Annotated in this window: 35 protein-coding genes and 1 pseudogene; 3 read left to right on the top strand and 33 right to left on the bottom strand. The window is 67.4% G+C overall.

What is annotated here, in order from left to right; all coding sequences use genetic code 11:
- Positions 1–238: 238 nt before the first annotated feature.
- The 25 genes from AB7E83_RS15005 to AB7E83_RS14885 form a co-directional block, all read right to left on the bottom strand.
- A complete protein-coding gene (locus AB7E83_RS15005) occupies positions 239–1,330 on the bottom strand; it encodes a tyrosine-type recombinase/integrase (RefSeq protein WP_428570793.1) in 1,092 nt (363 codons plus the stop codon).
- 66 nt (positions 1,331–1,396) lie between these two features.
- On the bottom strand, positions 1,397–1,675 hold the full coding sequence (locus tag AB7E83_RS15000; RefSeq protein ID WP_428570791.1) for a hypothetical protein: 279 nt from the start codon (positions 1,673–1,675) through the stop codon (positions 1,397–1,399).
- A gap of 271 nt (positions 1,676–1,946) precedes the next feature.
- Complete coding sequence (gene dnaG, locus AB7E83_RS14995; protein WP_428570789.1) at positions 1,947–3,635, bottom strand: DNA primase; 1,689 nt, start codon at positions 3,633–3,635, stop codon at positions 1,947–1,949.
- Positions 3,636–3,638: 3 nt separating this feature from the next.
- The gene (locus AB7E83_RS14990) at positions 3,639–6,230 is read right to left on the bottom strand and encodes a toprim domain-containing protein (protein WP_428570787.1); all 2,592 of its coding nucleotides are present in this window, start codon (positions 6,228–6,230) and stop codon (positions 3,639–3,641) included.
- Between the two features lie 59 nt (positions 6,231–6,289).
- Positions 6,290–6,499, bottom strand: coding sequence for a hypothetical protein (locus AB7E83_RS14985; RefSeq protein WP_428570785.1), 210 nt, complete (start codon positions 6,497–6,499; stop codon positions 6,290–6,292).
- Positions 6,500–6,555: 56 nt separating this feature from the next.
- Positions 6,556–6,918 (bottom strand): hypothetical protein, encoded by a 363-nt coding sequence (locus tag AB7E83_RS14980; RefSeq protein ID WP_428570783.1) that lies wholly within the window; start codon positions 6,916–6,918, stop codon positions 6,556–6,558.
- Positions 6,911–7,315, bottom strand: a complete 405-nt coding sequence (locus tag AB7E83_RS14975; RefSeq protein ID WP_428570781.1) for a hypothetical protein — start codon at positions 7,313–7,315, stop codon at positions 6,911–6,913. Before AB7E83_RS14975 ends, AB7E83_RS14980 begins: the two co-directional genes overlap by 8 nt.
- On the bottom strand, positions 7,315–7,713 hold the full coding sequence (locus AB7E83_RS14970; RefSeq protein WP_428570779.1) for a hypothetical protein: 399 nt from the start codon (positions 7,711–7,713) through the stop codon (positions 7,315–7,317). Before AB7E83_RS14970 ends, AB7E83_RS14975 begins: the two co-directional genes overlap by 1 nt.
- Positions 7,710–8,222 carry an HTH domain-containing protein gene (locus AB7E83_RS14965; RefSeq protein ID WP_428570778.1) on the bottom strand — a complete coding sequence of 171 codons (513 nt, stop codon included), beginning with the start codon at positions 8,220–8,222 and terminating at the stop codon, positions 7,710–7,712. Before AB7E83_RS14965 ends, AB7E83_RS14970 begins: the two co-directional genes overlap by 4 nt.
- On the bottom strand, positions 8,219–8,869 hold the full coding sequence (locus AB7E83_RS14960; RefSeq protein ID WP_428570776.1) for a hypothetical protein: 651 nt from the start codon (positions 8,867–8,869) through the stop codon (positions 8,219–8,221). The genes AB7E83_RS14965 and AB7E83_RS14960 overlap by 4 nt, the downstream gene beginning before the upstream one ends.
- A complete protein-coding gene (locus tag AB7E83_RS14955) occupies positions 8,866–10,734 on the bottom strand; it encodes a helix-turn-helix domain-containing protein (protein WP_428570774.1) in 1,869 nt (622 codons plus the stop codon). Before AB7E83_RS14955 ends, AB7E83_RS14960 begins: the two co-directional genes overlap by 4 nt.
- 44 nt (positions 10,735–10,778) lie before the next feature.
- Positions 10,779–11,726 (bottom strand): hypothetical protein, encoded by a 948-nt coding sequence (locus AB7E83_RS14950; protein ID WP_428570772.1) that lies wholly within the window; start codon positions 11,724–11,726, stop codon positions 10,779–10,781.
- A complete protein-coding gene (locus AB7E83_RS14945) occupies positions 11,723–12,391 on the bottom strand; it encodes a hypothetical protein (RefSeq protein WP_428570771.1) in 669 nt (222 codons plus the stop codon). The genes AB7E83_RS14950 and AB7E83_RS14945 overlap by 4 nt, the downstream gene beginning before the upstream one ends.
- Entirely contained in the window at positions 12,388–12,648 is a 261-nt protein-coding gene (locus tag AB7E83_RS14940) for a hypothetical protein (RefSeq protein WP_428570769.1), read from the bottom strand. The genes AB7E83_RS14945 and AB7E83_RS14940 overlap by 4 nt, the downstream gene beginning before the upstream one ends.
- Entirely contained in the window at positions 12,645–12,983 is a 339-nt protein-coding gene (locus AB7E83_RS14935) for a hypothetical protein (protein ID WP_428570767.1), read from the bottom strand. The genes AB7E83_RS14940 and AB7E83_RS14935 overlap by 4 nt, the downstream gene beginning before the upstream one ends.
- Positions 12,980–13,309, bottom strand: a complete 330-nt coding sequence (locus AB7E83_RS14930) for a hypothetical protein (RefSeq protein WP_428570765.1) — start codon at positions 13,307–13,309, stop codon at positions 12,980–12,982. The genes AB7E83_RS14935 and AB7E83_RS14930 overlap by 4 nt, the downstream gene beginning before the upstream one ends.
- Entirely contained in the window at positions 13,297–13,971 is a 675-nt protein-coding gene (locus AB7E83_RS14925) for a hypothetical protein (protein WP_428570764.1), read from the bottom strand. The genes AB7E83_RS14930 and AB7E83_RS14925 overlap by 13 nt, the downstream gene beginning before the upstream one ends.
- On the bottom strand, positions 13,968–14,216 hold the full coding sequence (locus AB7E83_RS14920) for a hypothetical protein (protein ID WP_428570762.1): 249 nt from the start codon (positions 14,214–14,216) through the stop codon (positions 13,968–13,970). The genes AB7E83_RS14925 and AB7E83_RS14920 overlap by 4 nt, the downstream gene beginning before the upstream one ends.
- Positions 14,217–14,225: 9 nt before the next feature.
- The gene (locus AB7E83_RS14915; protein ID WP_428570760.1) at positions 14,226–14,516 is read right to left on the bottom strand and encodes a hypothetical protein; all 291 of its coding nucleotides are present in this window, start codon (positions 14,514–14,516) and stop codon (positions 14,226–14,228) included.
- Positions 14,516–14,770 (bottom strand): hypothetical protein, encoded by a 255-nt coding sequence (locus AB7E83_RS14910; RefSeq protein WP_428570758.1) that lies wholly within the window; start codon positions 14,768–14,770, stop codon positions 14,516–14,518. Before AB7E83_RS14910 ends, AB7E83_RS14915 begins: the two co-directional genes overlap by 1 nt.
- Positions 14,771–14,820: 50 nt before the next feature.
- The gene (locus tag AB7E83_RS14905; RefSeq protein WP_428570757.1) at positions 14,821–15,228 is read right to left on the bottom strand and encodes a DUF7673 family protein; all 408 of its coding nucleotides are present in this window, start codon (positions 15,226–15,228) and stop codon (positions 14,821–14,823) included.
- Positions 15,228–15,899, bottom strand: coding sequence for a tyrosine-type recombinase/integrase (locus AB7E83_RS14900; protein WP_428570755.1), 672 nt, complete (start codon positions 15,897–15,899; stop codon positions 15,228–15,230). The genes AB7E83_RS14905 and AB7E83_RS14900 overlap by 1 nt, the downstream gene beginning before the upstream one ends.
- A 132-nt stretch (positions 15,900–16,031) precedes the next feature.
- Entirely contained in the window at positions 16,032–16,283 is a 252-nt protein-coding gene (locus AB7E83_RS14895) for a hypothetical protein (protein WP_428570753.1), read from the bottom strand.
- Positions 16,284–16,396: 113 nt separating this feature from the next.
- Entirely contained in the window at positions 16,397–16,837 is a 441-nt protein-coding gene (locus tag AB7E83_RS14890; protein ID WP_428570751.1) for a phage regulatory CII family protein, read from the bottom strand.
- Positions 16,838–16,920: 83 nt separating this feature from the next.
- A complete protein-coding gene (locus tag AB7E83_RS14885) occupies positions 16,921–17,082 on the bottom strand; it encodes a hypothetical protein (protein WP_428570750.1) in 162 nt (53 codons plus the stop codon).
- Positions 17,083–17,197: 115 nt separating this feature from the next.
- Between AB7E83_RS14885 and AB7E83_RS14880 the strand changes: the two genes are divergently transcribed.
- The 3 genes and pseudogenes from AB7E83_RS14880 (at position 17,198) to AB7E83_RS14870 (ending at position 18,115) form a co-directional block, all read left to right on the top strand.
- Positions 17,198–17,527, top strand: a complete 330-nt coding sequence (locus AB7E83_RS14880) for a hypothetical protein (protein WP_428570748.1) — start codon at positions 17,198–17,200, stop codon at positions 17,525–17,527.
- A 69-nt stretch (positions 17,528–17,596) separates the two neighbouring features.
- A pseudogene (locus AB7E83_RS14875) lies at positions 17,597–17,782 on the top strand (double zinc ribbon domain-containing protein); the annotation flags it as partial.
- 150 nt (positions 17,783–17,932) lie between these two features.
- A complete protein-coding gene (locus tag AB7E83_RS14870) occupies positions 17,933–18,115 on the top strand; it encodes a hypothetical protein (protein ID WP_428570864.1) in 183 nt (60 codons plus the stop codon).
- A gap of 88 nt (positions 18,116–18,203) precedes the next feature.
- On the opposite strand, the gene AB7E83_RS14865 is transcribed toward AB7E83_RS14870, so the two are convergent.
- Genes AB7E83_RS14865 through AB7E83_RS14830 form a run of 8 tightly spaced genes read right to left on the bottom strand, consistent with a single transcriptional unit; the run spans position 18,204 to position 22,980 of the window.
- Positions 18,204–18,695 (bottom strand): hypothetical protein, encoded by a 492-nt coding sequence (locus AB7E83_RS14865; RefSeq protein WP_428570746.1) that lies wholly within the window; start codon positions 18,693–18,695, stop codon positions 18,204–18,206.
- Complete coding sequence (locus tag AB7E83_RS14860; RefSeq protein ID WP_428570745.1) at positions 18,692–19,081, bottom strand: DUF6527 family protein; 390 nt, start codon at positions 19,079–19,081, stop codon at positions 18,692–18,694. Before AB7E83_RS14860 ends, AB7E83_RS14865 begins: the two co-directional genes overlap by 4 nt.
- On the bottom strand, positions 19,078–20,019 hold the full coding sequence (locus tag AB7E83_RS14855; RefSeq protein ID WP_428570743.1) for a hypothetical protein: 942 nt from the start codon (positions 20,017–20,019) through the stop codon (positions 19,078–19,080). Before AB7E83_RS14855 ends, AB7E83_RS14860 begins: the two co-directional genes overlap by 4 nt.
- Before the next feature lie 25 nt (positions 20,020–20,044).
- A complete protein-coding gene (locus AB7E83_RS14850; RefSeq protein ID WP_428570741.1) occupies positions 20,045–20,467 on the bottom strand; it encodes a hypothetical protein in 423 nt (140 codons plus the stop codon).
- Entirely contained in the window at positions 20,464–20,688 is a 225-nt protein-coding gene (locus AB7E83_RS14845; RefSeq protein ID WP_428570739.1) for a hypothetical protein, read from the bottom strand. The genes AB7E83_RS14850 and AB7E83_RS14845 overlap by 4 nt, the downstream gene beginning before the upstream one ends.
- Positions 20,685–21,023, bottom strand: a complete 339-nt coding sequence (locus tag AB7E83_RS14840) for a hypothetical protein (RefSeq protein WP_428570738.1) — start codon at positions 21,021–21,023, stop codon at positions 20,685–20,687. The genes AB7E83_RS14845 and AB7E83_RS14840 overlap by 4 nt, the downstream gene beginning before the upstream one ends.
- Positions 21,023–22,111 carry a hypothetical protein gene (locus tag AB7E83_RS14835; protein WP_428570737.1) on the bottom strand — a complete coding sequence of 363 codons (1,089 nt, stop codon included), beginning with the start codon at positions 22,109–22,111 and terminating at the stop codon, positions 21,023–21,025. The genes AB7E83_RS14840 and AB7E83_RS14835 overlap by 1 nt, the downstream gene beginning before the upstream one ends.
- Complete coding sequence (locus AB7E83_RS14830; protein WP_428570735.1) at positions 22,111–22,980, bottom strand: hypothetical protein; 870 nt, start codon at positions 22,978–22,980, stop codon at positions 22,111–22,113. Before AB7E83_RS14830 ends, AB7E83_RS14835 begins: the two co-directional genes overlap by 1 nt.
- Position 22,981: the final 1 nt, after the last annotated feature.

The raw sequence follows: 22,981 nt of genomic DNA, 5'->3' as shown, positions 1-22,981 counted from the left end.
TCGCGGACCCCCATCGCTCCCCCTGAGAGCTGCCCCGACGACTGCGCCTTTTGCCAGAGTGCGCAGCGGACCCCGTTCCGACTTTGGCCGTTCCTGTTACAGCTTTGGGAAACGCACGAGATCACGCAGCGACGCCGTGTGTAGCTTCGTCGGAGGGTCACCCTCCTGGATTTGTGTACCCGTGTTGTGAGGACGCGCATGGATGGCTCTCGTCGTGGTGGTCAGGGGGTGGACCCGGCTATCCGGGCGGCAGGCGCTTGAGCAGTTCGCTCACCGGCGTCCGGATCTTGGCCAGGGGTGCGGCTCGGTCGATCGTGGCTGCCTTGCGGCGCTGCGCCAGGTGGATGTAGACCTGGGTGGACTTCACGTCGACGTGGCCCATGAGCTCCGCCGTGCTGGCCAGGCTCACATCCTCCTCGGTCAGCTCGGTGCCAAACAGGTGGCGGAACGCATGCGGGTGCAGCTGCTCTGCCGGCACGCCGACACGGTGGCCATATCGCTGCACCATGTCGTGTATTGCCTTGCGCGTCAGGCGGCGCTTCTCGCCGCGGTGCTCGTGCGGCTGCAGCTTGGTGTTCCTGGTCGACACGAACAGCACGTGGTCGCGCCTAGTGTTCCCCGCCTCCTTGACGAGGATCTCGCGGTCGATCGCCTTCAAGTCCTCATGACCGAGGTAGACGCGAACCAGCATCTCCGCTTCCTTCGGCATCGGGATCAACCGGGTGCGGCCGCCCTTCTCGGTGAAGCGGATCGCGAGCCTCACCTCTCCTCCGAGTTGCGTCGCCTGCAGGTCGCTGTCGTTGAGACGGGTCACGCCCGACACGCGCGGGCCGCACCCGACCAGGATGGCAAGCATCGCCGCGTCCCGGATCCCGATGAAGGTGTTCATGTCCGGCGCCCACATCAGCTTCTCCGCGTTCGAGAGCGACAGTGCCCGGGGCAGCGGCGGGATGTAGCGCGGGTGCTCGAGGCCCGTGGCCGGGTTGCCCTTCACGATCGCAGCCTTCTTCCCCGATGCCCAGGCGAAGAACCCACGTACTGCGCTGATGTAGGGCACCCGGCTGCGCGCGACGACGCCCTGCTTGTGAAGGAACACCCCGGTGAACACCTCCAGGCGCTCGTGGTCCGCATCGAGCAGCGCAATGCCGTCCTCGGCCAGGAACTCGCGCAGCTTGCGTAGCGCCATGGCGTAGGCCTCGACGGTTCGCTTGCTCCGGTTCTTGTTGATCCGAATGAACTCTAGCCACGCATCAATCGCGGCGTCGTCCGTCCAGTGCTTGTCACCCACGGCCACCTCCTGCCTGGTCCGACGCAGGGTACCCAGGGGCATTCGACCCGTGGACACGTGGATCGCACCCCCGATAGGCCGCAAGTCCGCGTCGGCATTGGGAATTGCTCATTTTTTGAGCCACGGAAAACCCGTGACCGCAGAGCTGAACCCGTGGATACAAATTTTCGCGCGAATTCGAACCCGTGGATCGCCTTGCTCGGCGTCGATCGACCCTTTTCTCCTCTCTTTCCTCTGAAATTTCAAAGAAGAATGAAGAAGAAGGGGCGACACCTCGAAAAACGACACATGGAAAAAATTGCCCAACCCGTGGAAGGAACCACCGAACCCGTGGAAGCTGGAATCTTGCGAATCGGCCGATTCGCTTAGTCGAACCTCGATCAGCATGGTGACAGTGGGCTCGATCCACGGGATTCTCCCGCACTCCCTGCCTCCCTTTGCCGATAAATTGGCTCAATCGGTCCACGACCCACCCCTCCCACCTGGCGACCGGGCCTCCAAACCTTCGCGTGGGGGTGCGGGGGAGGACGGGCAGATTGATGCGCGGATGGAATCGATGGTGCGAGCGCCGCGCGGTCGCGGAGCCGCCCTGCACCTGGTGGCGCGTGCGAATGGTCATGAGGGGGTCCGGGGGATCTGAGGCGGCCAGCGCCATCGCTTATGCAACGCGGCTGCGACGCACGCCGGCGAGCAGCGCCTCGAGCTCGTCGGGGTCGCAATCGAGGCCGGCGCCGCGCTCGACCTGCAGGAGGGCCAAGGCTTCGTGCTCGTGGCCACGCAGGGCCTCGGCGACCGCGCTCCAAGGCCGTGCGCCCTGGTCTTGTACCTGAGAGTCCAGCCACGTGAAGAGCGCGCCGTACGGGCCAGCCTGCCCGCACAGGAGGCCCTGATCGTCGTGGCTGAGGGATTCCCATGCCGCCGAGTCCACGAGGAGCACCTGCAGGAGCCTGGCGAGCCGCGTTTCGGCCGGCGACGTGCCGCTGCCGGCCACCGGCGGGGCGCTCAAGCCCGCGCCACGCGGTCGCGCCGGCGCCGCGCCTGGCGCCTGCAGAGGGACGCCCCACAGCGCCAAGATCTCGCGCGCGCCAAGCCCGACCAGGCGCCCGATCTCCGCGAGCAGCTGGTGCTTCAGCGCGCCGGCCGGAAGCTGCGACCACAACGGCTTCGCCGCCGCGGCGAGCCGGGCCCGCCCTTCGGCGGTGGCCAGGTCGCAGCCTTCGCCGGCGACGTCGACGAGGAATCGGGACAGAGGCGTCGCGCCCTTGACGCGATCGCCGAAGGCGTCAGCGCCGTGCGCCCGGATGAAGCTGTCGGGATCGTGCTCCGCCGGCAGGAACAGGAAGCGAACGCTGCGCACGTCGGTGGCGAACGGCAGCGCGCCCTCCATCGCCTTGCGTGCCGCGCGCTGCCCCGCCGCATCGCCGTCGAAGCTGAAGACGACGTTGTCCGTGCTGCGGAAAAGCTTCTGCACGTGTTCAGCCGTGCAGGCCGTGCCGAGCGTGGCCACGGCGTTGGCGAAACCCAGCTGCGCCAGCGCGACCACGTCCATGTAGCCTTCGGTGACAAGCACGAAGCCCGCGGCCTGGATGGCCTCGCGCGCTTCGAACAGTCCATACAGCTCGCGCCCCTTGCTGAAGACCGCCGTCTCGGGCGAATTCAGGTACTTCGGCTTCTCGTCGCCCATCACGCGGCCGCCGAACCCGACGCACTCGCCGCGCACGTTGCGGATCGGGAACATCACGCGATCGCGGAACCGGTCGTAGCGCCTCCCGTCTTCCTCGCTCACGATCACCAGCCCGCACTCGCCGAGCAGGGGGCTGTCGTACTCCGGGAACACGCTGGCCAGGTTGCGCCAGCCTGGCGGCGCGAATCCCAGGCCGAAGCGCCGCGCCGCCTCGCCCGAGATCCCGCGGCCGCGGAGGTAGTCGATCGCGGGCTGCGCGCTGCGCAGCTGCGTGCGATACGCCGCCGCCGCGCGCTCGAGCACCTCTGTCAGCGCCACCTGCTTCTCCCGGACGGCAGCCGCCCGCTCTCGATCCGCCGGCGTCGCACGATCATCCGGCATCTGCAGGCCACAGCGATGTGCCAGGTCCTTCACCGCGTCCACGAAGTTCATTCCGGCGAAGTCCATGAGGAAGCCGATCGCGTTGCCGTTCTTCCCGCATCCGAAGCAGTGATAGAACTGCTTCGACGCGGTCACCGTGAACGACGGGGACTTCTCGCCATGGAAGGGGCACAGGCCGGCGTGGTTCGTGCCGCCCTTCTTGAGCTCGACGTGCTGGCCAACAACGTCGACGATGTCGACGCGCGAGAGCAGCCCGTCGAGGAACGACTGCGGGATGGCCATGCGTCAGTCCGCCGTGGCGGCCGCCGACAGCACCTTCGACGTCGACGTGCCTCCCGTCCCGCCGATCGGCTTCTCGACGGGGATCGTGGCGTGCAGCCCATAGTGCGCGAGCTGCTTGAGATTCAACGCCACCATGTGGCTCACCCGCTGGCCCTGAACGGTGCGCTCCACGTGCATCGGCTTGTTCGGCGCGCCGCGCTCCATGAGCAGCACGCCGGCGGACTTCAGCTGCTCCTTCAGCGCCCTGTCGCTCTTGATCGTCATGCGGTCCCAGAAGGGCCGCAGGTTGTTCGACGAGCTCAGATGCGCCATCACGTGATTGGTGCGCACGCAGAGCACCTCGGCACCGTCCTCGGTGTCGAACTTGAAGGGGAAGCGGAACTGGTTGCTCGCGATCTCCGACAGCATCTTGTCGACAATCAGCGCCCACGGCTGCCGCTCACTCGTGCTCTCGGTGATGTGCGTGTTCATCTCCTCGACCAGGCTGTCCATAAGGTCGTACGAACCCTCGGGACAACCGGTGAAATCGCAGAGCAGCCGCCACGCCAGACCGAGCGCCGCGTAGTTCGTCACCATGCGCTCGGCGCCGGTGTCCGACGCGGCCACGCAGTTGGCCTGGAAGTGCTGCAGCAGCTGTGCGTGCATCTCCAGCACGGTGTCCTTCGACAGGCTGGCTAGGTACTGCAGCCACTGCCGCACCGGGAACACCGGGAGCTTCTGGTCCATCAGCGGCCCGCGCTTCGTGCGAGTGAGCTGGCACCGCACCAGCTTGCCCGTCAGCCCCTCGACCGGAACGTCCTCGCCGGCAAGCAGCACGGGCGCGCATAGCAGGAACTCGGTCATCTCCGACCCGCGTCGCGTGTGGCTGTGCTGGTAGCTTTCCTGCAGCTGCGCCACGGCCTTGTCGATCAGCTCCTGCTTGCCCGCGGAGATCTCCTCCCAGCCCACGGGGTGGCTCGTGTAGCTGATCGAGGTCAGCATGCGAAACTCGCTGCCCATGCTCTGCCGCGAGAACATCGTGAACGCCAGCGACCGCTCCATGCGCTTGATCAACGTCGACTTCCCCGAGCCCTTCTCCGCCTGCATCACAAAGTGCGGCCAGAAGCCGAGGAACGCTTTCAGATGGCCGCCGAGGGCCCACACCAGCGGGATCGCAGCGGCGTTCTGCTTGAAAGTCTTCTGGTACTCGCGAATCACCGCGCGCCCCTGCTCGGGTGTCCCCGACGGAAACGTCAGCGAGTGATACGGGCACTGCTGCCGCGGATCCTGAAAGAAGCAGTCCGGCCCCTCGTTCACGATCGGCCGGCCATCGCGCCAGGCAATGCCTACGAAGTTCACCGCCTCACGCGCCCCGATGTCCGCCGCCCGCTCCCACACGTTGACCAGGCGCGAGAATGCCGCCGGCGCGAACACCGGACCCACTTTCTTCCAGCCGTCGAGGTTATGCAGCTTCTCGTCGTCGACAACACGGCGCAGCAGGCGCGCGCCGTGCCGGGCGGTCTGCACCGAGATCGAGAAAACCGTCGTTGGCGAAAGATCCTTGTCGCCCGTCATGGTGGACGTCGCGCTCGCGATCTGCACGCGACTGATCGCTGCGATCCTGAAGCCGCACGTGTCGTTGTACGTCCAGCGCATGGTGCCCGTGTCCTCGTCCTTCACCTGCTTGTCCAGCGTGCGCGTGAAGTCGGGCTGCACCCGGTACCGGCGGTACGCGAACCAATCGTGGGAGGGAAGGTACAGCCTTGACTTCCCCTCGCGCTTGCCTTCCGCCGGCAGGCCAGGGACCACCCACTCCTCGAGCGCGCGCAGCGCCACGGCCAAGTCCAGGTGGCCACGCAGCTGCAGGAACGCATTCACGTCGCGGATCGGCTTCTTTCTCTCCTGATCCTCGTACCACGCCGCCTGGTCGACGTGCATGCAGCTGGTGTCCAGTGCGGTCAGGATCTCGTGCAGCCGCCACCCCGCGCGCGCGCCAGCGCTGTAGCCGAAGTCCGGCCCCTTCTCCGCCGGCGGATCGTTGCTGAAACAGGCCACCACGGACTTCCCGCGCATGAAGCTCCAGTCGATCCGTGCGACGTTGGCCAACCCGCGGGTGGCCACCACCGCCGAGCCCGGCAGCACACAGCTCTCGATCGACAGCGCATCGATGCCGCTGGCCACCACGTACACGGTCCTGGCGTTCTCGAACTTCTGCCAGTCGCTGCACCACGGGTAACCCGTGCGCTCGCCCTTCACGCAGATCTTCTGCCCGCCGTTGGTGGCCGGCTCGATGTAGTGCATGTCCACCGCGACGGCACGACGGTGCGTCTGGTCGCGCACGATGAAGGCCGCGGCGGGGCCGCCGTAGCCGATCGCACCTGGCGCGATCTCCGCGTGGTGCCAGGTGCTCAGGCTGAGCGAGCCGCGGTCCACGGCGCGCTCCACTGCCTTTTTTTCGATCTTGCGCTCGCCGACAAGGAAGTCGAACAGCGCGTTGTCGTCCTGCTGCGCGGCCGCTGCGCAGCGCGCGACGATCGCGTCGACGAGCACGTGATCTTCCGCTGCTGCGCCGGTCGCCTCGTCTCCGCCGGCGCCGGGTTCTTTTGCTGTTGCCATGTAGTACCGCTATTTCTGGTGATAGCTGTCTGCACGCCGGCCGCGTGCGGGCCAACGCACTAGCCGTTGAACAAACTCCCGCTCGACCCTGTCTGGGCCTTGCGCTCCTGCTTTTCCTTGACCGCCGCCACCGCCCTCGTCACCGCATCCCTGTGCAATGCCGTCGCGCCAGGCTCGCCGGCGACGCGCGCCATGTTCGAAGCCACCACCTCGCGCCGCAGCGCCGCCGGCACCATGCGCCAGTGGTCGACGCACATGAGCAGGGCCATGCTGATGACGTGCTGACAGCCGCTCGCCGCGCACTCATGGGTCTGGAGCGTTCTCCTCACGAGGCCCCCTCCCCGCCCGGGACGGAAGCACCGGCGATCGCGGCCTGGGCCGTCTTAGCTCGCCGCTTGGCGGTGCGGTTCACCATGCACGGCATTTCGCTGCAGCACTCTCCCGTCTCGGGCAGGCCTGCGCCAGCCGGCAACTCACGCACCCAGGCCCACAGGTCGGTACTCAAGTCGTGGTTCAGCGCTTTGCAGTGGATGCGCGCCTCGTCCCGCTCGTCGTCGTCATAGATGTCGATGAGGTCGCCCGTCGCCAGTCCTACGCGTGGGTTGCGCAGGTCCAAGCCGCCCCACAGTTCCAGCACGATCCATTGGCCCTCGCGCGCCTCGCGAATGGTGAAGTGCTCCTCAGGCACAGGGCATCTCCCCACCGCCGCCGCCCCCAATTGCGCGCATCGCACGCAGCTTCGCGCGGGCCCGCTCCATCACCTCGGGAAGCTTGTCCGCCTGCCACTCGGTATCGAGCAGCCATGCGAGCTGGACCAGCGCCTTCACCGATACGGCCTGGTAGCCTTCCGGCGCCGCCGTAGAGGCGCTCGCATTGCCGGCACGCAGGAAGATCTCGACCTGCTCGACATCGGGAAGCAGCCGGAATTCCTGGCGCTCTCCGTACACGACCGCGCTGCCCTCTTCGAGCAGTTCCGCGAGGTCGTCTTTGCAGATCCAGCCGACGCGGACCGTGCCCGGAGGGGCGGCGCATCCGCAGTCACTGACCTCGACCTGCTTTTCGGTGGGGACGTTCTCCGCGGCCATCAGTGCGTTCCCGGGTTGAACCGGCTCGGATCCGGCGTGAAGCCCTTCTCCGTGTGTTCCGCACCGAGATGTGCGTCGAGCATGGTCGAGAGCTCCAGGAACTGCAACCCGCAGCCGGCCATCGAGGTGCCCAGCGTGTACACCATGCCCGCAGTGTTCTGCTGGTGCTCTCGCTGCACCTGCACGTTGCCCAGGTAGTCCGCCAGCTTCGACTTGACCCGGATCGCAGGGAAGTCGCCGATCAGGCACGAGTGCGAAGGCCAGATGTTCCAGAACGTCTCGCCCCACCCGGGCGCGTGCAGGGTCACGAATCCAGCGATGTCGTGCTTCTTGAGCACGCTCTCGATCTCGGCACGAGCGGCCTTCAGCATCTCTTGCGTAGGGTGCAATTTCGTCATCGGTTTTCCTTCGAAGGTTCGGTCGACGCGGCGAGCACGTCGCCGGTGCGATTCAGGTCAGGCCACGGGAGTCCGCCGCGGCGGAATTCGAGGATCAGGTCGCGCAGCACAGCGCACTGCATCGCGTCCAGGTCCGGCGACTCGCCGCGCGGGGCGGCGCGCTCGAGCTCCCCCAGAATCTCGCCCCATTCCTCAGGCGCGCAGAAGGTCAGCAGCGGAGCGGCGTCGGGCAGCGCGGCTCGGGCGCGGCCGTACCAGCGGAAGCCCTCACGACCCTCGCCGACAATCGGCGCGCCGGCGCGCTGCAGGTCATCGATGTAGCGGAAGACGCTGCGCTGTGAGACTCCGATCTCATTCGCGACGTTGCGGCTCGTGATCAGCCCGGCCTGCCGAATGACGAGATACGCAGCTTCGAGACGCTGTGCGTGCCCGTTGCCGCTTTGCAGGACGGCGGCACCGACGATGTGCTCCACGCTGGGTGCGGCTGTCGTGCGTCGTTGTTCGCTCATCGCAGCACCTCACCCAGTGCTTCGTCACGCGCGGCGTTGAGCTCGGCCATCTTGACGGGGTCGCCACCGCGGTCGGGATGGTGCTGCGCCGCCAGGCGCCGGTAGCGCACCTGCACATCCTCAGTCGTGAGTGCGCGCGGGGAGTCGAAGAATTCCAGCACCTCGCGCCACGGCCGCCTCATCCCCGCGACGATCGGCGCCGGCAGCGCGGTGAAGCCCGTGAAGGCGCGGTCCAAGATCGCCGCGCCGCCGTGTCGCTCGATTGCGCGCATGGCTTCCAGCGTCGCGGCGATCGCCGCCAGGTTGTCGGCGACTCGGTCGTAGCGGTCGATCGCCATCACGCGGTCTTCCCTCGCCCTGGTCCGCCAGTACACGGCAACGCCGGGATCGCCGGGCGCCGCGCGATCCGAGCGCGGCAGGCCGTCGAGCCGGGTCTCGACGTTCGTGCTCACCACGACGTCGTTCTCTCCGATTCCGATGCGCTCCAGCTCGCGCAGGACACGCATGACGCCGTCATAGATCGAGAGTTCCATCTTCCCGCGGCTGTCGTAGCTGGACTTACCGAACTTCGCGGCCTGGCGATGATGGCCCGCCGTGCGCTTCCAGCCGATCGGCCACTGCAGCGGGTATCGAGTCGGTGTCGTCATGCGTGCTGTCCTCCCTGCTGGGTCCAAGTCGGCGCAACCGGGCGAACGAAGCGCGCGGTGCGCCAATACTCGGTCGCCCGCGCTCGCAGCCCGGCCCTTGGATACCGCCAGCCCCCGCTCGTTTCGATCCGCTCGAGCTCTCCCGCCTCCACCCATCGCATAAGGGTTGTCCGGCTCACCTTCGACTCGCGCGCTGCCTGGTCGAGGGTGAGGCTGTCGGCGGGCGGCGGAGGCAGCGGCTCGGGCGCTTCCAGCGCCGCCTCAAGCCGCGCCAGCTGCGGCTTGGTCAGGTACTTCCGCCGGCGGTCCCACGGCGCGCGAGCCACGCGCACGGTGCCATCGGCAATGCGCGCTTCCACCCACTCGATCGGCTTGCGCACGATGCGCGCGGCATCCGCCAGGTCGAAGCCCTCACGCGAGGCCAGGCGCTTCTGCACAGCCTGCAGTGTCACGAGCGGGATCTTCGGGCTCGGCCGCCAATCCACGCCCTTCAGGAACCGCTGCAGGCGCGGGACCGAGATTCGCAGCCGCTTCGCGGCCTGCTGCTCGGTGAAGCCTTCGCGCTCCCGCAGCTCCGCGCACTGCTGACGCAAGACGTAGCAGATGCCCCGCATCGCCCCGTCGGTGCCCACCTTCGACTTCAGTTCTCCGCTGCGGATCTTCGCTTGCATCTCCGTTGCGGTGAAGCAGTATTGCCTGCACGCGGCTTCGACCGAAAGCCACGACCGGCCACCATCTCCGGTCGGGCATTTGCGCGTGATCCACCGGGTGGCATCGGTTTGCGTAACGTGCTGGCTTCCACGGAAATCGTGAGCCTTGAGTGCGCCTTGGACAACTGCACGCCGCACTTCGCTCAGCGGGCGCTTTGCCAACTTGGCCACGGCTGCGAGCGTCAGCCCCGGGGTGAAGACGCGCGTGAGGTGGCGCTTCGCGCCGAAGGCCAGCGGCGGGTATCGCTTCGCATAGTCCTCGAACGACGTCGGCGGACCTTCTGCGCCCCAGATCGCAGCGCAGGTCTCGCACTCCACGGGATGCACGCGCTCCTGCAGCAGCCGCCAAGTCACCTGCAGGTTGTGCAGGTTCGGCTTGCCGTGCCAGGGCATCGGCTTGCCCGCATGCCGATCGGCGACGAGTTTCTTGGCAACGTCGGGCGCGATGAACCAACTACCGCGCCCGCTCCGGTTCTCGCTGCCAAAGGGGCGGCACAGCACCGCCGTGGGCACGAGCCCGGACTTCGCGAACTCAGGGAGCTTCGCATCGCTTCGAATGCCCAGTTGCTCGCGCAGGCTGGCCAGCGGCACGAAGCCAGCCGGCGGCAACGCGCGCGAGGTCTTGAACGCCGTCCACGCCGCGCGCGGAATCACCAGCCGGTGGCCAACGCGCTGCGACTGCAGTTCGCCGGCGGCGATCGCGCTGTAGACCGTTGCCATGGAATCGATCTCCTGCGCGGCTTCCTGCACCGTCAGACCACCGACCAAGTCGCCCGCCTGCATCCCCACGCCGTTGATGCGCATCCGAACCGTGTTGACCGAACGCACTGCGGCCGGATCACCCGTGAGCTTCCGCAGCCGCTCGGTCAGCAGCGCCGCAATCTCGGGCACGCTCGACCTGCCGACAAGGCTCACCAGCAGGGTGAGCTCCCTCTCTTGCCATTCGTAGCAGCCGTTCCGGTACTGCGCCCGATGGGCCGGCCAGTCCGCGTCGATCGGCGCACGGCCGTGCCACAACATGAACAGCTCGGGAAACGACTTCCCTCTCTCCACGTCGTCGCACACGCCCCGGCCGCGGAATACCTGCACCTCGTTCACGGTGCGTCCGAGCACGTGCGCCAGCTCGTACGCCTGGGCGCGCGCGCCGTGTCGCACCACGAACTCCTCCCAGGGCTGAAGCGCCCTATCTGGTGCGCGCCTCATGTCCGCAGCCCCAGCTCGTCCTGCAGCGCATTCGCGCCGTCAACCATCTGCTGCGGGGTGAGGCCCGCCACGGCGCCCATCAGGCTCACGACGTCGTCCGACAGCGCCTGCAGGCGTGGCAGCGGAATGGCCGACATCGCGCGCGCCCACTGGCTGAAGTTCGCGGGCAGCACTCGCTTCGGCGCCCGGGCGCGCCGCGCCACCTTGCTCAGCGCGCCGGCCATGGGCATCTTCACCTTCTCCACGCCCTGCCGGCTGAAGCAGAAGAACTCGCCCGGGCTCAGGCTGTTCACGTCGCTGAAGGAGATCTTCGAGCCGCGGAACTGCGGCGCGAGCGAGGACCACACCGTGGGATCCTCCTGAACGCCGATCAGCGTCAGGTTCTTGTTCGCGAACACCTCTCGATGCACCGTGCCCGTGTACCGCAGCGCCGTCATGAAAAGATCCAGCGCACGCTTGCGGCCACGGCCGACGAAGTCGTTGATCAGGTCCGTGGCCCGGCCGATCTCGCCCTTGCGCTTCTTCACCGCGGAGAACAGCTGGCCCTCGTCGATCATGCAGAAGATCGGCTGGCGGTGCGTGTCCGCCGCCTCCAGGATGGCCTCGCCGTACGGGACGAACTCCTCGGCGTCTTTCGCGCAGACGACGAGGATCTTCCGGTCTCGCGTTCGCAGGCACCGCTGCAGCTCGCCCGGCGACGACATCGCCTCGCCGTACAGCGACTCGAGCTCGAGCTCCGGATCCACCAGCACGCTCACCCAGCCCTGATCCGCGAGCTGCTCGGCGATCAGCAGGCCCGCGTTCGTCTTGCCGCTGCCGCGCGGGCCTACGGCCACGCCCACCAAGCCGGTGGTCGCGTAGTCGGCCAGGTCGATCGGGCCGCCGCCCAGGTCCAGCACCGCCGTGAGCATCTCGTCGCGCCGGATGACGGGTCGCTTCGTCATTGCTCGTCTCCTCGGTCGGACAGCAGCGTGTCCTTCAGCGCCATGACCTGGCGTGCGTTCAGCCCCCACACGACGGCGAAGTCGTCGATCACCTGTCCCGTGACCTTGGCGAGCACGCCGTCGCGCTTCGCCACCGCGAGGAGCTTGCGCAAGCTCGCCCAGTCGTGGCCACCGGCCGGCGCCGTCGGCGCGACGCGGTCGACGATTTCCTGCAGTTGCGCCATCGTGTACGGCCGCGCGTCATCCCCGAGATCGCTGCGCAGACGATCGTTCAGGATGTCGAGCAGCTGCTGGGCCGGCATGAAGCCATGCACCTTCGCGATCAGCGATTTCTCGGCAAGAGTGAACTCGCGCGCCGACCGGACGGACAGGGAGCTGGCCACGTGCGCGCGCTTCGCCGCGGCAGGCGCACCATCGCCGCGGGAGTAGACGTAAACGCCCTCCTTGTCCCGCTCCCGTTTCACCTGGCCGGCTTCGACCGCCTGCGCCAGGCACGTATGCGCCGCACTGCGCGCACCGCCGAACTTCGCCGCGATGTCCTCGGCGGTCAGGATCTCGTCCGGATTGGCACTGAAAAACGCCACCGTCTGTTCGGCAATCCAGCCAGGTGGCCGCCCGGAGGGGTCGAAGGCGCGCGCCGGCGCCGCTGTCAGAGTCGCATTCATGGTTGTCCTCGGTTGTTGTCGTTGCAAAGCCGCGGCGCCACCAGCCAGTTCCAGGTGCCGTCGACCGCCAGGATGAAAAACACCAGGTGCTGGGCGAAGAACACCCAGTTGCCCTGCAGCGCCATGAACGTCATGGCGGCGGGGTTGCTCACGAGCCAAGCCACGAAGCCCCACGGCGCCGCGGGTCCGGGCTTGCGCAGGAGGTAGGTGCCGAGCAGCGCGAAGCCGCTGGCCAGGATCTGCAGCGCGAGCATCATTCGGCCGGCTCCCCCTGCACCAGGTAGCCCAGCCGCCATTGCGCCGGCGGCCGACCCTGCCGTCGGCCCGTGGCGGCGCGTTCGTCGGGATCGGCCCGGTCGACCAAGCCGATCTCCTCCATGCGCTGCAGCTGCACCAGCATCGTCGACACGCTGCACTTCAGCCGCTGCGCGAGTTGCACCGTATCCAGCGAGTCGCCGGCCTTCAGCTCGCCCAGCGCGGCGATCACCTCGCGGCGCGGCTCGTGCAGGCGCACTGCCCGGCGCGCGAGCTGCAGGGCCCGCTCCGCGGCCGCGCAGCGCGTCTTCCAGTACTCGGAGCTGGCCGGCTTCATGTCGAGAGCTCCTCGGCGCGGGGCGCGGCCTCCGCCGCCGGGGTTTCGTCGAACGGCCGCAGCCAAGCATCGGGAATGCCCACGCACTCGTACACGTCGGTAGCCGTGACTTCGCCGAGCGGCGACACAACGCGCCGGACCAGCGTCACGCACTGGGATGGCGTGACGTCCCAGCACGGCCCGTTTACGGGGTCATCCGGGCCGACCAGGCGCACAGTCCGCACCACGTGGCCATCGATCTGGTCCAGGCCCCAGCGCAGGTTATGCGGCGTGCGCGGCACCGCGACCCACGCCAGTTGTTGCGGGCGGCAGTTCAGGCTCGGCATGCTTCCTCCTGCACGGCCAGGAACAGCACCGTGTCGGCCTCTGCCAGCGGCTTCGCACCCCCGGTGTAGTGCCAGTTGCCATCCGACGTGCGCCGAACCAGGTGCGCAGCCGTCAGCGCGGACATCATCGGACCCACGTCCCACACGGGCACGGAGATCGCCGCGGCGATCTCGCGGGGTCCCAGCCCGGCGGGCGCGGACTTCAGGGCGTCGACGATCGCGAGGCGCTGCAGGCTCTCGGGTCCCGACGGCGAGTCGAGACTCTCCGCGGCCACCACGCCGAACTCGTACATCCGATCCACGAGCGCGGCAAAGTCGACGCCGTCGACCATCACCTCGTGCGTCACGCGTTCGCCGACAACCGTCTCGGACACGCCGACGCGAAACTCCCGCCCGAGCCGCTGCGCGATCGCGGCCGCCGGCACGCCGCGCTCGCGCATCAGCTGCGCCGCGCGGCGCGTCAACGTGGTCCCGGCGAGCCGGTATCCCACGCTCTGCCAGAACTCCACCTTCCGCTCGACGACCAGGTCGGCGAGCGTATCCTCGAGTGCAACCTGGCTGCAGCTCAGGCGATCCTGCAGCTCGGTCGACGTGAGCCAGCCGCCCGACTCGATCAGCTGGTCGACCACGTTGGACCGCAGCGTGCGCATGCCGCGTGTCATGTGTGCGCCGGCGCCGCGTCGGACTCGATGGAGTCCGCGCGTGGCGCGGTCATGCCATCGAGCGTGCGGCCGGCGGACCAGCGCTCGTACTCCGGGCTCCCCGGCGGGAAAGTCACGAGCAGCACCGCGATGCAGCGCCCCTCCTCGTACAGCCGGGTCTCCTGCTGCACTGCGCCGGCGACCTGCTTGACAGGGCTGTGCTCGAGGCGGTCGGCCCTGAGCATGATGAAAGCGTTCTTCGACATCGCGTCTCCTCAGGATGAATGGCGCTCGACGTGCTGGCGCTGCGCGATCCGCAGCAGTTCCATGTCGGCACTGCTTTCGACGAAGCGCGCGCGCACGGCGAGCCAGTTGCAGGCCCTGGCCACGGCGCCGGAAAGCCCGGCCGCGCAGTGCAGCACCGTGCGGCGCAGTACGGCGGGGCCGGCCAGCGCGCGCACCAGGCGCACGATCACGGCGCGCGAGGCCTGCGCACTCGACTCGCACGCACGACCCTGAACGCACGTGCGCGTGCAGCCTTTGCAGCGATGGATCGGCCGTTCCATCACCCAGCCCCCTGCGGCAGCGGCACGGGCAGGCGCATCACCATGTCCGCCGGGTACATCAGCGTGAGGGCCCGGCCGTCGTGCAGCGTGAGTTCCAGCACGGCACCGCAGCGCAGCTGCCTGTGATTGCGCACGCGCACGCCGCGCCAGATCTCAGCCTGCGCCGGCCGAGACGCCAGCACGACACCCTGCGCATCGAGATCCCACTCGGTGAACGCCTGTCCGGCGTCGTGCAGCCGCACCCTGGTGGCCACCGGGGTGGTCGGCGGCACGCGTTGGGCACGCGCGATGGACGCGATCGCCATCACACGGCACCCGCCGTCGCCGCTTCCCGCCGGGCGGCAGCGACCTGGCGCAGGTGCTGTTGCATGTCGTCGAGGGCGGCCTTCTTGCACCGCCCGCGCAGGCGCTGGTCGAACCCCCACCGCTCGAAGATGAAGCTCATGAGCCCTTGCGGCTTGGGCAGCACGATCGCCAGCTGCACATGCACCTCGCACTGCGGCGCGTAATCCATGTGCAACACGCGCATGCAGGCTTCGAACATGCCCAGGTCGAGCCGGCGCAGATCGGTGAGGCCGAAGGGGAATCGGGCGCCGTTGTACAGGCTCAGTAGAAACCGCTGGCAGACCTTCGCACCGCCGTGGTCGCCACCGTCCGCCATGTTGAAGACCTGCACGAGCGCGGCGAGCTGGTCGCTGGTCGGCGTTGCCATCACGCAGCTCCCTGCGACAGCGCGATCGCCCGGGCGAAGCGCCGCGGCACGCGGCCGCCGTCGACGATGCGGATCTCGTTCTCGTACTCCTCGCGGCTCATCTGGGTGTAGATGCCCGTGGAGCGCAGCGACTGGTGGTTCAGCGCCAGCTTGGCCACGCGCAGCGCGTCCTTCCCGCGGCTGCGCCGCATGATGTTCATGCCACGCGTGTGGCGCAGCCAGTGCGGGCTGATGCGGCCATCGAGGCCCGCGGCGGTCGCCCACTGCTTCAGCCGCGCCTCGTAGCTGCGCACCGACAGCGCGCCGGCCACGCCGTTGCGATCGCGCCCCCACACGAGCGGCTGCATCTGTCCGTCCGACAGCTCCAGGTGGGCGGCCAATTCGTCAGAGAGCGCGAGCAGCGCCTGCAGGTGCTGGCGCAGCGGGTGCGTGACCAGGTAGTCGTTGGCGTGCCGCTTGCCTTTGCAGTGCTCCTTCAGGCTCACGAGCCAGCCGTTGTGCAGGGCCAGGCGCACCTGCGCGGAGGTCAGCCGGCTCCACTCCTGGATGCGCATGCCGGTCAGGATCAGCGCCGCCATCCAGTGGTAGTCGCGCTGCGCGAGCGGGTCCGCCGTGCGCTTCGCGGAGAGCAGCAGCTGGCGTTGCTCGGTCTCGGTCAAGTACCTCTTCATCGTTCATCCTCGGTTCGTTGTGGCGATGTGCTTCGCGGGGATCCACGGTCGCCGCGCACATCAAGGCGGCAACCGCGAGGGCGCCCAACACCGAGGCGGTGAGCGATTTCTCTTTGACGAAGAGCGGGCGCATCAGCGGCGGGCCCGCTTAGGGACGTTGAGGAAGCGCGGGCCCGAGGCGCGCGGCGGCGGCATGTGCTGCACCGCCAGGCACAGGAGGCGGCGCGTCAGCGGGTCCTGCATCGCTTCCTCGTACGGCTTCGGGTGCCAGCGGCTCCACTGCGACTCGAAGAGCGAGCGCATCTCCTGCTCGAGCGCGTCGGCGTGATCGAGATCCAGCTCCGGCTGCGGAGACCGGTGAGGGTCCAGGGGGTTGCTCGACATCGGCTTGCCTCCTCTCCACTGCCGCGACGAACTCGCGGCCGAACAGGGACACGAGCGCGGCTCGAAAGACGATGCCGCCGCGCTGGCGGTGAGTGACGGGGAGCTGGCGCGGGTCAGTCATCGAGCAGCGACTCCAGACGCGCCAGAAACGCCATGACCTCGCTCACGAGATCGAAGGCTTCCGCTCTTACTTTTTGCAGATCGTCGACGGTGAATCGCCGAGCGCCGAGCGCGCGACGCACAGCCTCATGCAACTGCCCGTTCTCGCTACCGACGCGGCACAGAATTTCGAGGAGGTGCTCGTCACTGCAAACGCTTTGAGGTGGCAGGTCGAAACCCGCTCGGTCAAAAAGGCGGTCGAGACTTTCGAGGATTCGCGTATCGCCCGTGGCCCGCGTAACGTTGATGACGTCCCGCAGCGTCGGCTGGTGATGGCTTTCCGCATCGGCGTCGGCTTTGTTGTAGAGCGTGCCCTCGCGATAGCCGAGCTCCGCCGCGAGTTCCTGAACTCCGAATGCGTAGACGACATCGCGGAAGGCGTGCAGCGGGTTCACTGCCACTGCGGCCTTCGGCGATGTTGGTGACTCGACGAGACGTCGGTCACTTTTAGCTCGAGCACGGGCGCGAGATGCTCTCATCACGCCGCGAGCCTCAGAGGGTTTTTCTCCTTGAGGCTCGCCTGCAATCGGAGTGAAACTTCGGACGAGCGATCGCGTTCTTGCGCTTTGGCAGCTGCATCGATTTTTCGAAGAAGTGCTTCAGGGATTGAAAGAAGAACTTTTTTACGCTTTTGTTTCATTGTCGGTATATCCGTGGATATCCATGGATAGCCGAGCATATACGTTGTGACGGTTGGACGCAACACCGGCGGACAAGTCGTCCATTTGCCTCTGAAAATGACGAGGCGAGATCCCATGAAACCTGCAAAGAAACAAGCTGACCCAGCTGAAGAACTTGACGCTGCGTCCGGAGCAAAGCGCCCCGGACGAGTTCTGCTCAAGTTGCCCGATGAACTACGCGCGAGCCTCCAGCGCAGCGCATTCGTTGGCCATCGCACCCTGACGGCCGAGATCACAATGCGACTCGCGTCAACGTTTACGGTCGCGGACTTCTCCACTTCGCACCGAGTGGCTGAGCCTGCGCCGCAGTTGGGCGGACTTACAGCGGAGGATCGCCTGTTGATCGAGCGTTTCCGCGACCTCCCAGAAGAGAAGCAGCGCGCGTTGCTGGCGCTATTGGCCTAGGCGCTGGCCGTGAGACAAGGAGGCCACGCAGGCGCACACACATTCGAGCGAGATTAGGAGAAACGTCTGATGGCACTCATTGCTTGCTGGGAATGCGGGCGACAGATAAGCGATGCAGCAATTGCATGCCCCGCGTGCGGAGCACCAGCTAGGGCGCGCACGCTGACCACCGAGATCACCCGCCATCCTGACCCAGACTGGGACGCGACTTGTCCAAACTGCAAGAAGGGAGTCATGTCAGACGCGACAACGTGCGCACGGTGCGGGGCGATGTTCGAGGGCACTGCTTGGAAGCCAACTCCAGGAGCGCCTGCACCGACGGTGGGCCCGGCGAGTGCCGAACCGCAGGCCGCACTGCCCCCGAGGAAGACCAACTGGATTGCATGGGTTGTCGGGGTGCCTGTCTTGGCATTCCTGGGCCTGCTGCTCATCGGAGCGTTGATACCCAAGGAAGAGGCGCAGCGGCTGGCGCGAGAGAAGCGTGTGGATGATGAGTGCGAAAAGATGATGGCCGATAGCGCGCTCGGCGACGAGCGACGACTAACAAGGCAGATCTGCGAGCAAGCCAAGGCAGCGGCACGAAAGTAAAAGGGCCTCCGCAGCTCGCACCGCGGAGGCCGTGAAGACGGGCCAGGACCGACCCCAACCCGCCGCGCTTCATGGCTACCAACCATGATCACTTCGGAGGCGGGTGCCTCCGGTCCTCGATGTCGAGGATCTCGTCCAGCTGCTTGCTCACCTTCCCGTATTCGGTCCGGCAGTAGGCGATGTAATTTCCGACGCTGATGTTGCTGGCCCAACGAAGTCCGCCTCCAGCGGCCGAAGCGGCTTCGGCCGGACGCGCAGGTTCGCCGGCAGCGGCTCCGCGGTTGTCAGGCACCCCTGTGTCGTTGAGCACGCGGACAGTCCGATCGTCGAGACAAGCAGCGCGATCGAGGCGAGCGATGTGCGCATAGGCATCTCCCAGCTTTCCGTTGAGAACTTCGAGCCGCGCCGCGTGACGGCCGGCCACCAGGTCGTTGAACTGCCGCTGCTGGCGCGCGTCGGTCTGGCGCGCCAGCTGCGCCTCGACGTCGCGCTGCGCCTGTTGCCCCAGCTCCCATTCGCGGCCCGACCATGCGCCGGCGGCGAAAACGAGCACGGCGGCGACGAGCGGCCACGGGCTCACTCGTCCCTCCACTCGGCCGGCAGCTCCGGCAGCGGAACGGTCTGGCCGGCCAATACATGGGTGCAGTCCGGCAGGAACTGCACCATCCCGTCGCGGACGAAGGTGTGGCAAACCTTGTGCTCGTCGTACGCCAGTTCCTCGTTGGTCATGTAGCGGCCGTGCTCGAGATAGTGCTGCCGGTTGCGCTCGCGCCCGGCGGCGCTCATCTGGTCCCACGACACGCGCACCGACGGCGTGAAGGTCGGCTTCTCGGGATTACCGTTGTAGCCCCAGCGAGGTCCCGCGCCCTCGCCGATCGCCACCGAGTGCAGCATGTCGCAGCCCTGGCAGAAGTAGCCGAGGCGCCCTCCCTCCATGCTGCGCAGGAACCGGGATAGCTGGATCACATCAGGCCCCGGTACCGCGGCATCCGCGCCCAGACGTCGCGCACGTGGTGCCGGTTGATGTCGCAGGCCGAGCGCTGCCCGTACATGGCGGCCTGGCTCTTCATGCAGTAGCGCTCCACGTGCGCGAACCATCGGCGAGGGTCGCAGTCCGGGGCGAGCTTGCACGCGCGCATCTCCTGCCGCACGCCGCCGGCGCCGCCGTTGTACGCGGCGTCCGCGAAGGCCAGCGCCTCCATCGTGTCCGCGGCGCCGGGCGCGAACCGTTCGAACTCGCCGCGGGCCAGAAGCACGACAGCGCGCACCTGCAGATCCGCGCGCTCGAACACGTTGGACCACGTCCACCCCTGCAGCTGCGGGTGCTGGTCGACCAGCTCCTGCAGCTTGTCGAATCGCTGCGTTCCGTCCTTGCGCCAGGTCCGGGTGATCTGCCCGAGGCCTGCGCCCTCCTCCCTGGCGCTCTTCAGCCGCGCCTTCGCGTTCCAGCACTGGGTGCGGCGCGGGCAGGCGCTCTCGTGCGAGATCAGTGCCGGCACGTACTCCCGCCGCGGCGCGCCGGGCCAGTGCGCCTGCAGCTCGCGCTTCACGGCGGGCAGGTGCTGCGCGGCCAGCTGCAGCTCGAGCTCGCCGGCGGCCGCGCGCGGGCTGAAGATCAGCGCGAAGCCGAGGAAGAAGATCGCGATCGCCACCAGCGCCAGGCCAGCGCCGTTGGGCGTGCCCGCGGCCGTGGCGAACAGCTTGCGCATGTCCGTGTGCGCGCCGTAATCTAGGTAGGCCTTCCGAGCCACGTGGCAGATCGTCACGAGCGCGATGCCCGTGCAGACCTCAATCAGCCAGGCGGCGCTCTTGGCGAGCCCTCCGGTGTCGGTGAGCATGCGCACGAGCAGGATGGCCAGCGCGGCCACGAAGACGAACCAGGTGCGGTGACGGGGAATTTTCATGGGTAGGCCCTCCGGTTGAAAACTGCTACTGCCCGCGCTTCGGCGTGGCGCTGCGCACGATGTCGTTGACGGTGCGCTGCACGTCCTTCACGTCGTTTCGGATCTCGCGGATCACCTCCTTCTGCTCGGCGACGCGCTCGTTCGTCTGTGCCTGGCGCTCCTCCTGCAGCGCCAGGCGGCGCTCCGTGGCCGACCAGATGCCCGCCCCGCCGCCAGCGATCGCGATGGCGGTCAAAACGTGCCCGAGGTTGATCGTCGGGTCGAAGATCGGCTTTCTGGATTCGTTGTGCATGGCGTAATCCTCCTGTCCTTGCCATCCCATGGGCGGCTGCGGTAGATCGGGCTCGATCGACGTCGGGTGCCGGTTCATCACCATGCTGGCCAGGTTGGCCGCACGCAGCGCACGCGCGCCATCCGTTTCCTTGGCCTCGACGTCGACGACGCTCATATCCAGTCTTTCCCCACGCCGCGCGCCGGCGCGGCCGGCGGCGGCTGCTGGAAGCGGCGCTGCTCGCGCAGGGTGGGCCCGGTGCGCCAGGACTTGCATTCGCGGCTGTACGGGTCCACGCCCGGCGGGCTCATGCACTGCACGCCCGTCTGCAGCGGCGGCGGCTTCGATGCACAGCCGGCGAGCGTCAGCATCGCGACCAGGTAGAGCACGTGCTTCATGAGGGTTCCTTCGCGAGCTGCCCGCGGATCTGGGACTCGGTGAGGCCGAGCATGTACAGCCGGCCCGACAGCGCGCGTGCGCAGCTCTCGATCGAGCGGCCGCCCGCGATCTCCTTCTGATAGGCCTCGACCTCCATCAGCAGCCGAAACGCACGATTCGTCGCATAGCGCCACCAGAACGTCGCTGTGCCGAAGCGGCGCATCTGGTCGCAGTGGACGGTCTCGTGCGCCAGCAGTTGCTGGTCACCCTCCAGCCGCGCGTTGATCAGCACCAGGTCGGGCGTCAACGTCATGCCGTCGGCCCAGAAGATCAGTCGTGTGTGGATGATGCGCATCACGCCACCTTCACGATGATGCGGGCGCGGCCGTCGTCGCCGATCGCGATCACCTTGCCCACTGCCTGCCCAAACTCCTCGAGGCTCAGCTCGGCCAGGTCCTTGGCCACAGCACCGATCCCAACGCCGTCTCGCAAGGGGATGATGTACTGCCCGGGTGCCGCACCGACGACGTTGACGGGGACCTGGCCAGCGAAGGCGATCCGATCGACTTGCTGGCGAGCGGCTTCCAGCGCCGCGTTGAAGAGCAGGAGCTCGGCCTCATACTGCGGCAAGTCGGTAACCGTGTCCGGCTGCACAGGCCGGCTCATGCCCAGTGCTGCCTCTGTCCCCCAGACGTCGCCGCCCACGTAGCTGGGGTCCGTCGACTTCACAACGAAAGAGATCGCATCGTCCCACAGGTCTGTGAGCTCGCCGTGAACGTCGATCCCGCAGATTTGCCCTTTCACGAGGACGCCGCAGGCAGGCGCCTTCCGCATGTACTCCGCATAGTCAGCACCGCTCGCGTTGACTGTGCCGCCTGCATTGATCGTGCGCGAAGTCGTCCCGTCTTTGCCGAGGACGAGCGAGCAGGCGGCACCACTCGCGGTCGCTGTTGATCCGGCCAACGGATTCAGCGTCATCACGGCCGTGAAGCTGATCGTGTTTCCAGCCGTTCCAGAGGGGGCGGTGTACCACGAGTAGTTTCCACTCGTCTCGAGGCCGTAGAGCAGCGCGGCACCCGTGCCGAGATACTTCCACACCCCGGACTGCCGGATGCCGTTGTAGACGCTGTATCCAGCGGCTCCAGCGTTGTTCTCCAGTGCAAAATTCGCACCCACTTGGACTACGTTGCTTGACCCTGACCACGCGCCCGGGCTGACGCCGATACCCAGGTTCCCGCTCACCGTGCGATCGCCGACCGCGGGCGAAAGATTCGTTGCGTATTGCACGGCAAGAGCACACGCGTTGATGACCTCCTGGGACATCGCAATGAAGAGTGAGTTGTAGCCGTAGCCGTTGCTGCTGGCCATGCCATTCGCGCCGGTGCCGTCGCTGTATGCCGTGTTGGTCCCGCCGAGCGCGATCGGGATGGTTACCGTTGCCATCAGAGAATTCCTTCCACTTGGAACGCGGTTTCGAAGTTGGCGAACTTGGGGTGCGTGACGCGATCTAGCTTCGCGAGGCGGCCCATCAGGCTTCTCTGGAACCAGTACGCGGGGTCGCTGTGGTCCCAGATCGCAAACACCTCGCCATGGGACTCCACGGTCGCGTCGAGCTGCAGCTTCTTCATGCCCTCGATCGCGCTGAGCTGCGGGAACGCGAAGGGCATGACCAGGTTCGCCCGCATCACGTCAAAGTACGGCGTCCCGTCGCGCGCGACATCGACGCGCGTGCGTGGTTCCAGACCGACGGCTGCACCGTACTGCGCGTTGCGCCGCGGCTGGAAGGCCTGCGCGCACATGAAACGGCCCGCACTGAAGTACCCATCGGCGTTGGCCGAGTCGAGCAGGCGGAACTCGCCGTACTGCGCGTACTGCCAGGTCGAGAGCACGTGCGCGATGTTGCGCTGAAAGAGCGCAATCTCCGACGGCAGCGGCCGCCCCGTCCACCAGTTCGGCGCACCCCACGGGATCGCGCCGAAGGGGATCGTCCCCAAGGGGTACAGGTCAAGCACGCCGCTGTCGTACTTCGCCGTCGTGAAAGTGTTGTCCGTGTAGAGCAGCCACTGGAAGCGCGCGTCGACGCTCGCGTTCGTGTTGGCCAGGGCAAGCATGCTGATGAACGCCGGCGCGGCGAGCGAGAAGCGGAACTTCGTGTTGGCCACCGCAGCGTTCGCCGTTTTCGCGAGCTTCTTGACGCGGTAGTCCTGCAGGTTGATCAGCGGATACGGCGTCTGCCAGGCCGCGCTCCCCGGCGCCGCCGAGAGCGTCGCGCCATCGGCCTGGTTGTCGTAAGCAACGAGGAAGTTCTTCACA

The organism is Ramlibacter sp. (assembly GCF_050250995.1).
In the GTDB taxonomy this organism is placed as follows: domain Bacteria; phylum Pseudomonadota; class Gammaproteobacteria; order Burkholderiales; family Burkholderiaceae_C; genus Ramlibacter.
Note: the sequence above shows the minus strand (reverse complement) of the source record. Positions and strands in the feature narration are given on the sequence as shown.

Coding starts and splice junctions, on each gene's coding strand:
- AB7E83_RS14960 (WP_428570776.1), bottom strand. CDS start 8,869: ATGACGACACCGACTCGATACCCGCTGCAGTGGCCGATCGGCTGGAAG.
- AB7E83_RS14915 (WP_428570760.1), bottom strand. CDS start 14,516: ATGGAACGGCCGATCCATCGCTGCAAAGGCTGCACGCGCACGTGCGTT.
- AB7E83_RS14895 (WP_428570753.1), bottom strand. CDS start 16,283: ATGTCGAGCAACCCCCTGGACCCTCACCGGTCTCCGCAGCCGGAGCTG.
- AB7E83_RS14930 (WP_428570765.1), bottom strand. CDS start 13,309: ATGCCGAGCCTGAACTGCCGCCCGCAACAACTGGCGTGGGTCGCGGTG.
- AB7E83_RS15000 (WP_428570791.1), bottom strand. CDS start 1,675: ATGCTGATCGAGGTTCGACTAAGCGAATCGGCCGATTCGCAAGATTCC.
- dnaG (WP_428570789.1), bottom strand. CDS start 3,635: ATGGCCATCCCGCAGTCGTTCCTCGACGGGCTGCTCTCGCGCGTCGAC.
- AB7E83_RS14935 (WP_428570767.1), bottom strand. CDS start 12,983: ATGAAGCCGGCCAGCTCCGAGTACTGGAAGACGCGCTGCGCGGCCGCG.
- AB7E83_RS14990 (WP_428570787.1), bottom strand. CDS start 6,230: ATGGCAACAGCAAAAGAACCCGGCGCCGGCGGAGACGAGGCGACCGGC.
- AB7E83_RS14900 (WP_428570755.1), bottom strand. CDS start 15,899: ATGAAGAGGTACTTGACCGAGACCGAGCAACGCCAGCTGCTGCTCTCC.
- AB7E83_RS14965 (WP_428570778.1), bottom strand. CDS start 8,222: ATGAGCGAACAACGACGCACGACAGCCGCACCCAGCGTGGAGCACATC.
- AB7E83_RS14945 (WP_428570771.1), bottom strand. CDS start 12,391: ATGAATGCGACTCTGACAGCGGCGCCGGCGCGCGCCTTCGACCCCTCC.
- AB7E83_RS14940 (WP_428570769.1), bottom strand. CDS start 12,648: ATGATGCTCGCGCTGCAGATCCTGGCCAGCGGCTTCGCGCTGCTCGGC.
- AB7E83_RS14850 (WP_428570741.1), bottom strand. CDS start 20,467: ATGAGCGTCGTCGACGTCGAGGCCAAGGAAACGGATGGCGCGCGTGCG.
- AB7E83_RS14925 (WP_428570764.1), bottom strand. CDS start 13,971: ATGACACGCGGCATGCGCACGCTGCGGTCCAACGTGGTCGACCAGCTG.
- AB7E83_RS14840 (WP_428570738.1), bottom strand. CDS start 21,023: ATGCGCATCATCCACACACGACTGATCTTCTGGGCCGACGGCATGACG.
- AB7E83_RS14970 (WP_428570779.1), bottom strand. CDS start 7,713: ATGACGAAATTGCACCCTACGCAAGAGATGCTGAAGGCCGCTCGTGCC.
- AB7E83_RS14920 (WP_428570762.1), bottom strand. CDS start 14,216: ATGTCGAAGAACGCTTTCATCATGCTCAGGGCCGACCGCCTCGAGCAC.
- AB7E83_RS15005 (WP_428570793.1), bottom strand. CDS start 1,330: ATGCCCCTGGGTACCCTGCGTCGGACCAGGCAGGAGGTGGCCGTGGGT.
- AB7E83_RS14855 (WP_428570743.1), bottom strand. CDS start 20,019: ATGAAAATTCCCCGTCACCGCACCTGGTTCGTCTTCGTGGCCGCGCTG.
- AB7E83_RS14985 (WP_428570785.1), bottom strand. CDS start 6,499: ATGGCCCTGCTCATGTGCGTCGACCACTGGCGCATGGTGCCGGCGGCG.
- AB7E83_RS14905 (WP_428570757.1), bottom strand. CDS start 15,228: ATGGCAACGCCGACCAGCGACCAGCTCGCCGCGCTCGTGCAGGTCTTC.
- AB7E83_RS14885 (WP_428570750.1), bottom strand. CDS start 17,082: ATGAAACAAAAGCGTAAAAAAGTTCTTCTTTCAATCCCTGAAGCACTT.
- AB7E83_RS14975 (WP_428570781.1), bottom strand. CDS start 7,315: ATGGCCGCGGAGAACGTCCCCACCGAAAAGCAGGTCGAGGTCAGTGAC.
- AB7E83_RS14950 (WP_428570772.1), bottom strand. CDS start 11,726: ATGACGAAGCGACCCGTCATCCGGCGCGACGAGATGCTCACGGCGGTG.
- AB7E83_RS14845 (WP_428570739.1), bottom strand. CDS start 20,688: ATGAAGCACGTGCTCTACCTGGTCGCGATGCTGACGCTCGCCGGCTGT.
- AB7E83_RS14835 (WP_428570737.1), bottom strand. CDS start 22,111: ATGGCAACGGTAACCATCCCGATCGCGCTCGGCGGGACCAACACGGCA.
- AB7E83_RS14880 (WP_428570748.1), top strand. CDS start 17,198: ATGAAACCTGCAAAGAAACAAGCTGACCCAGCTGAAGAACTTGACGCT.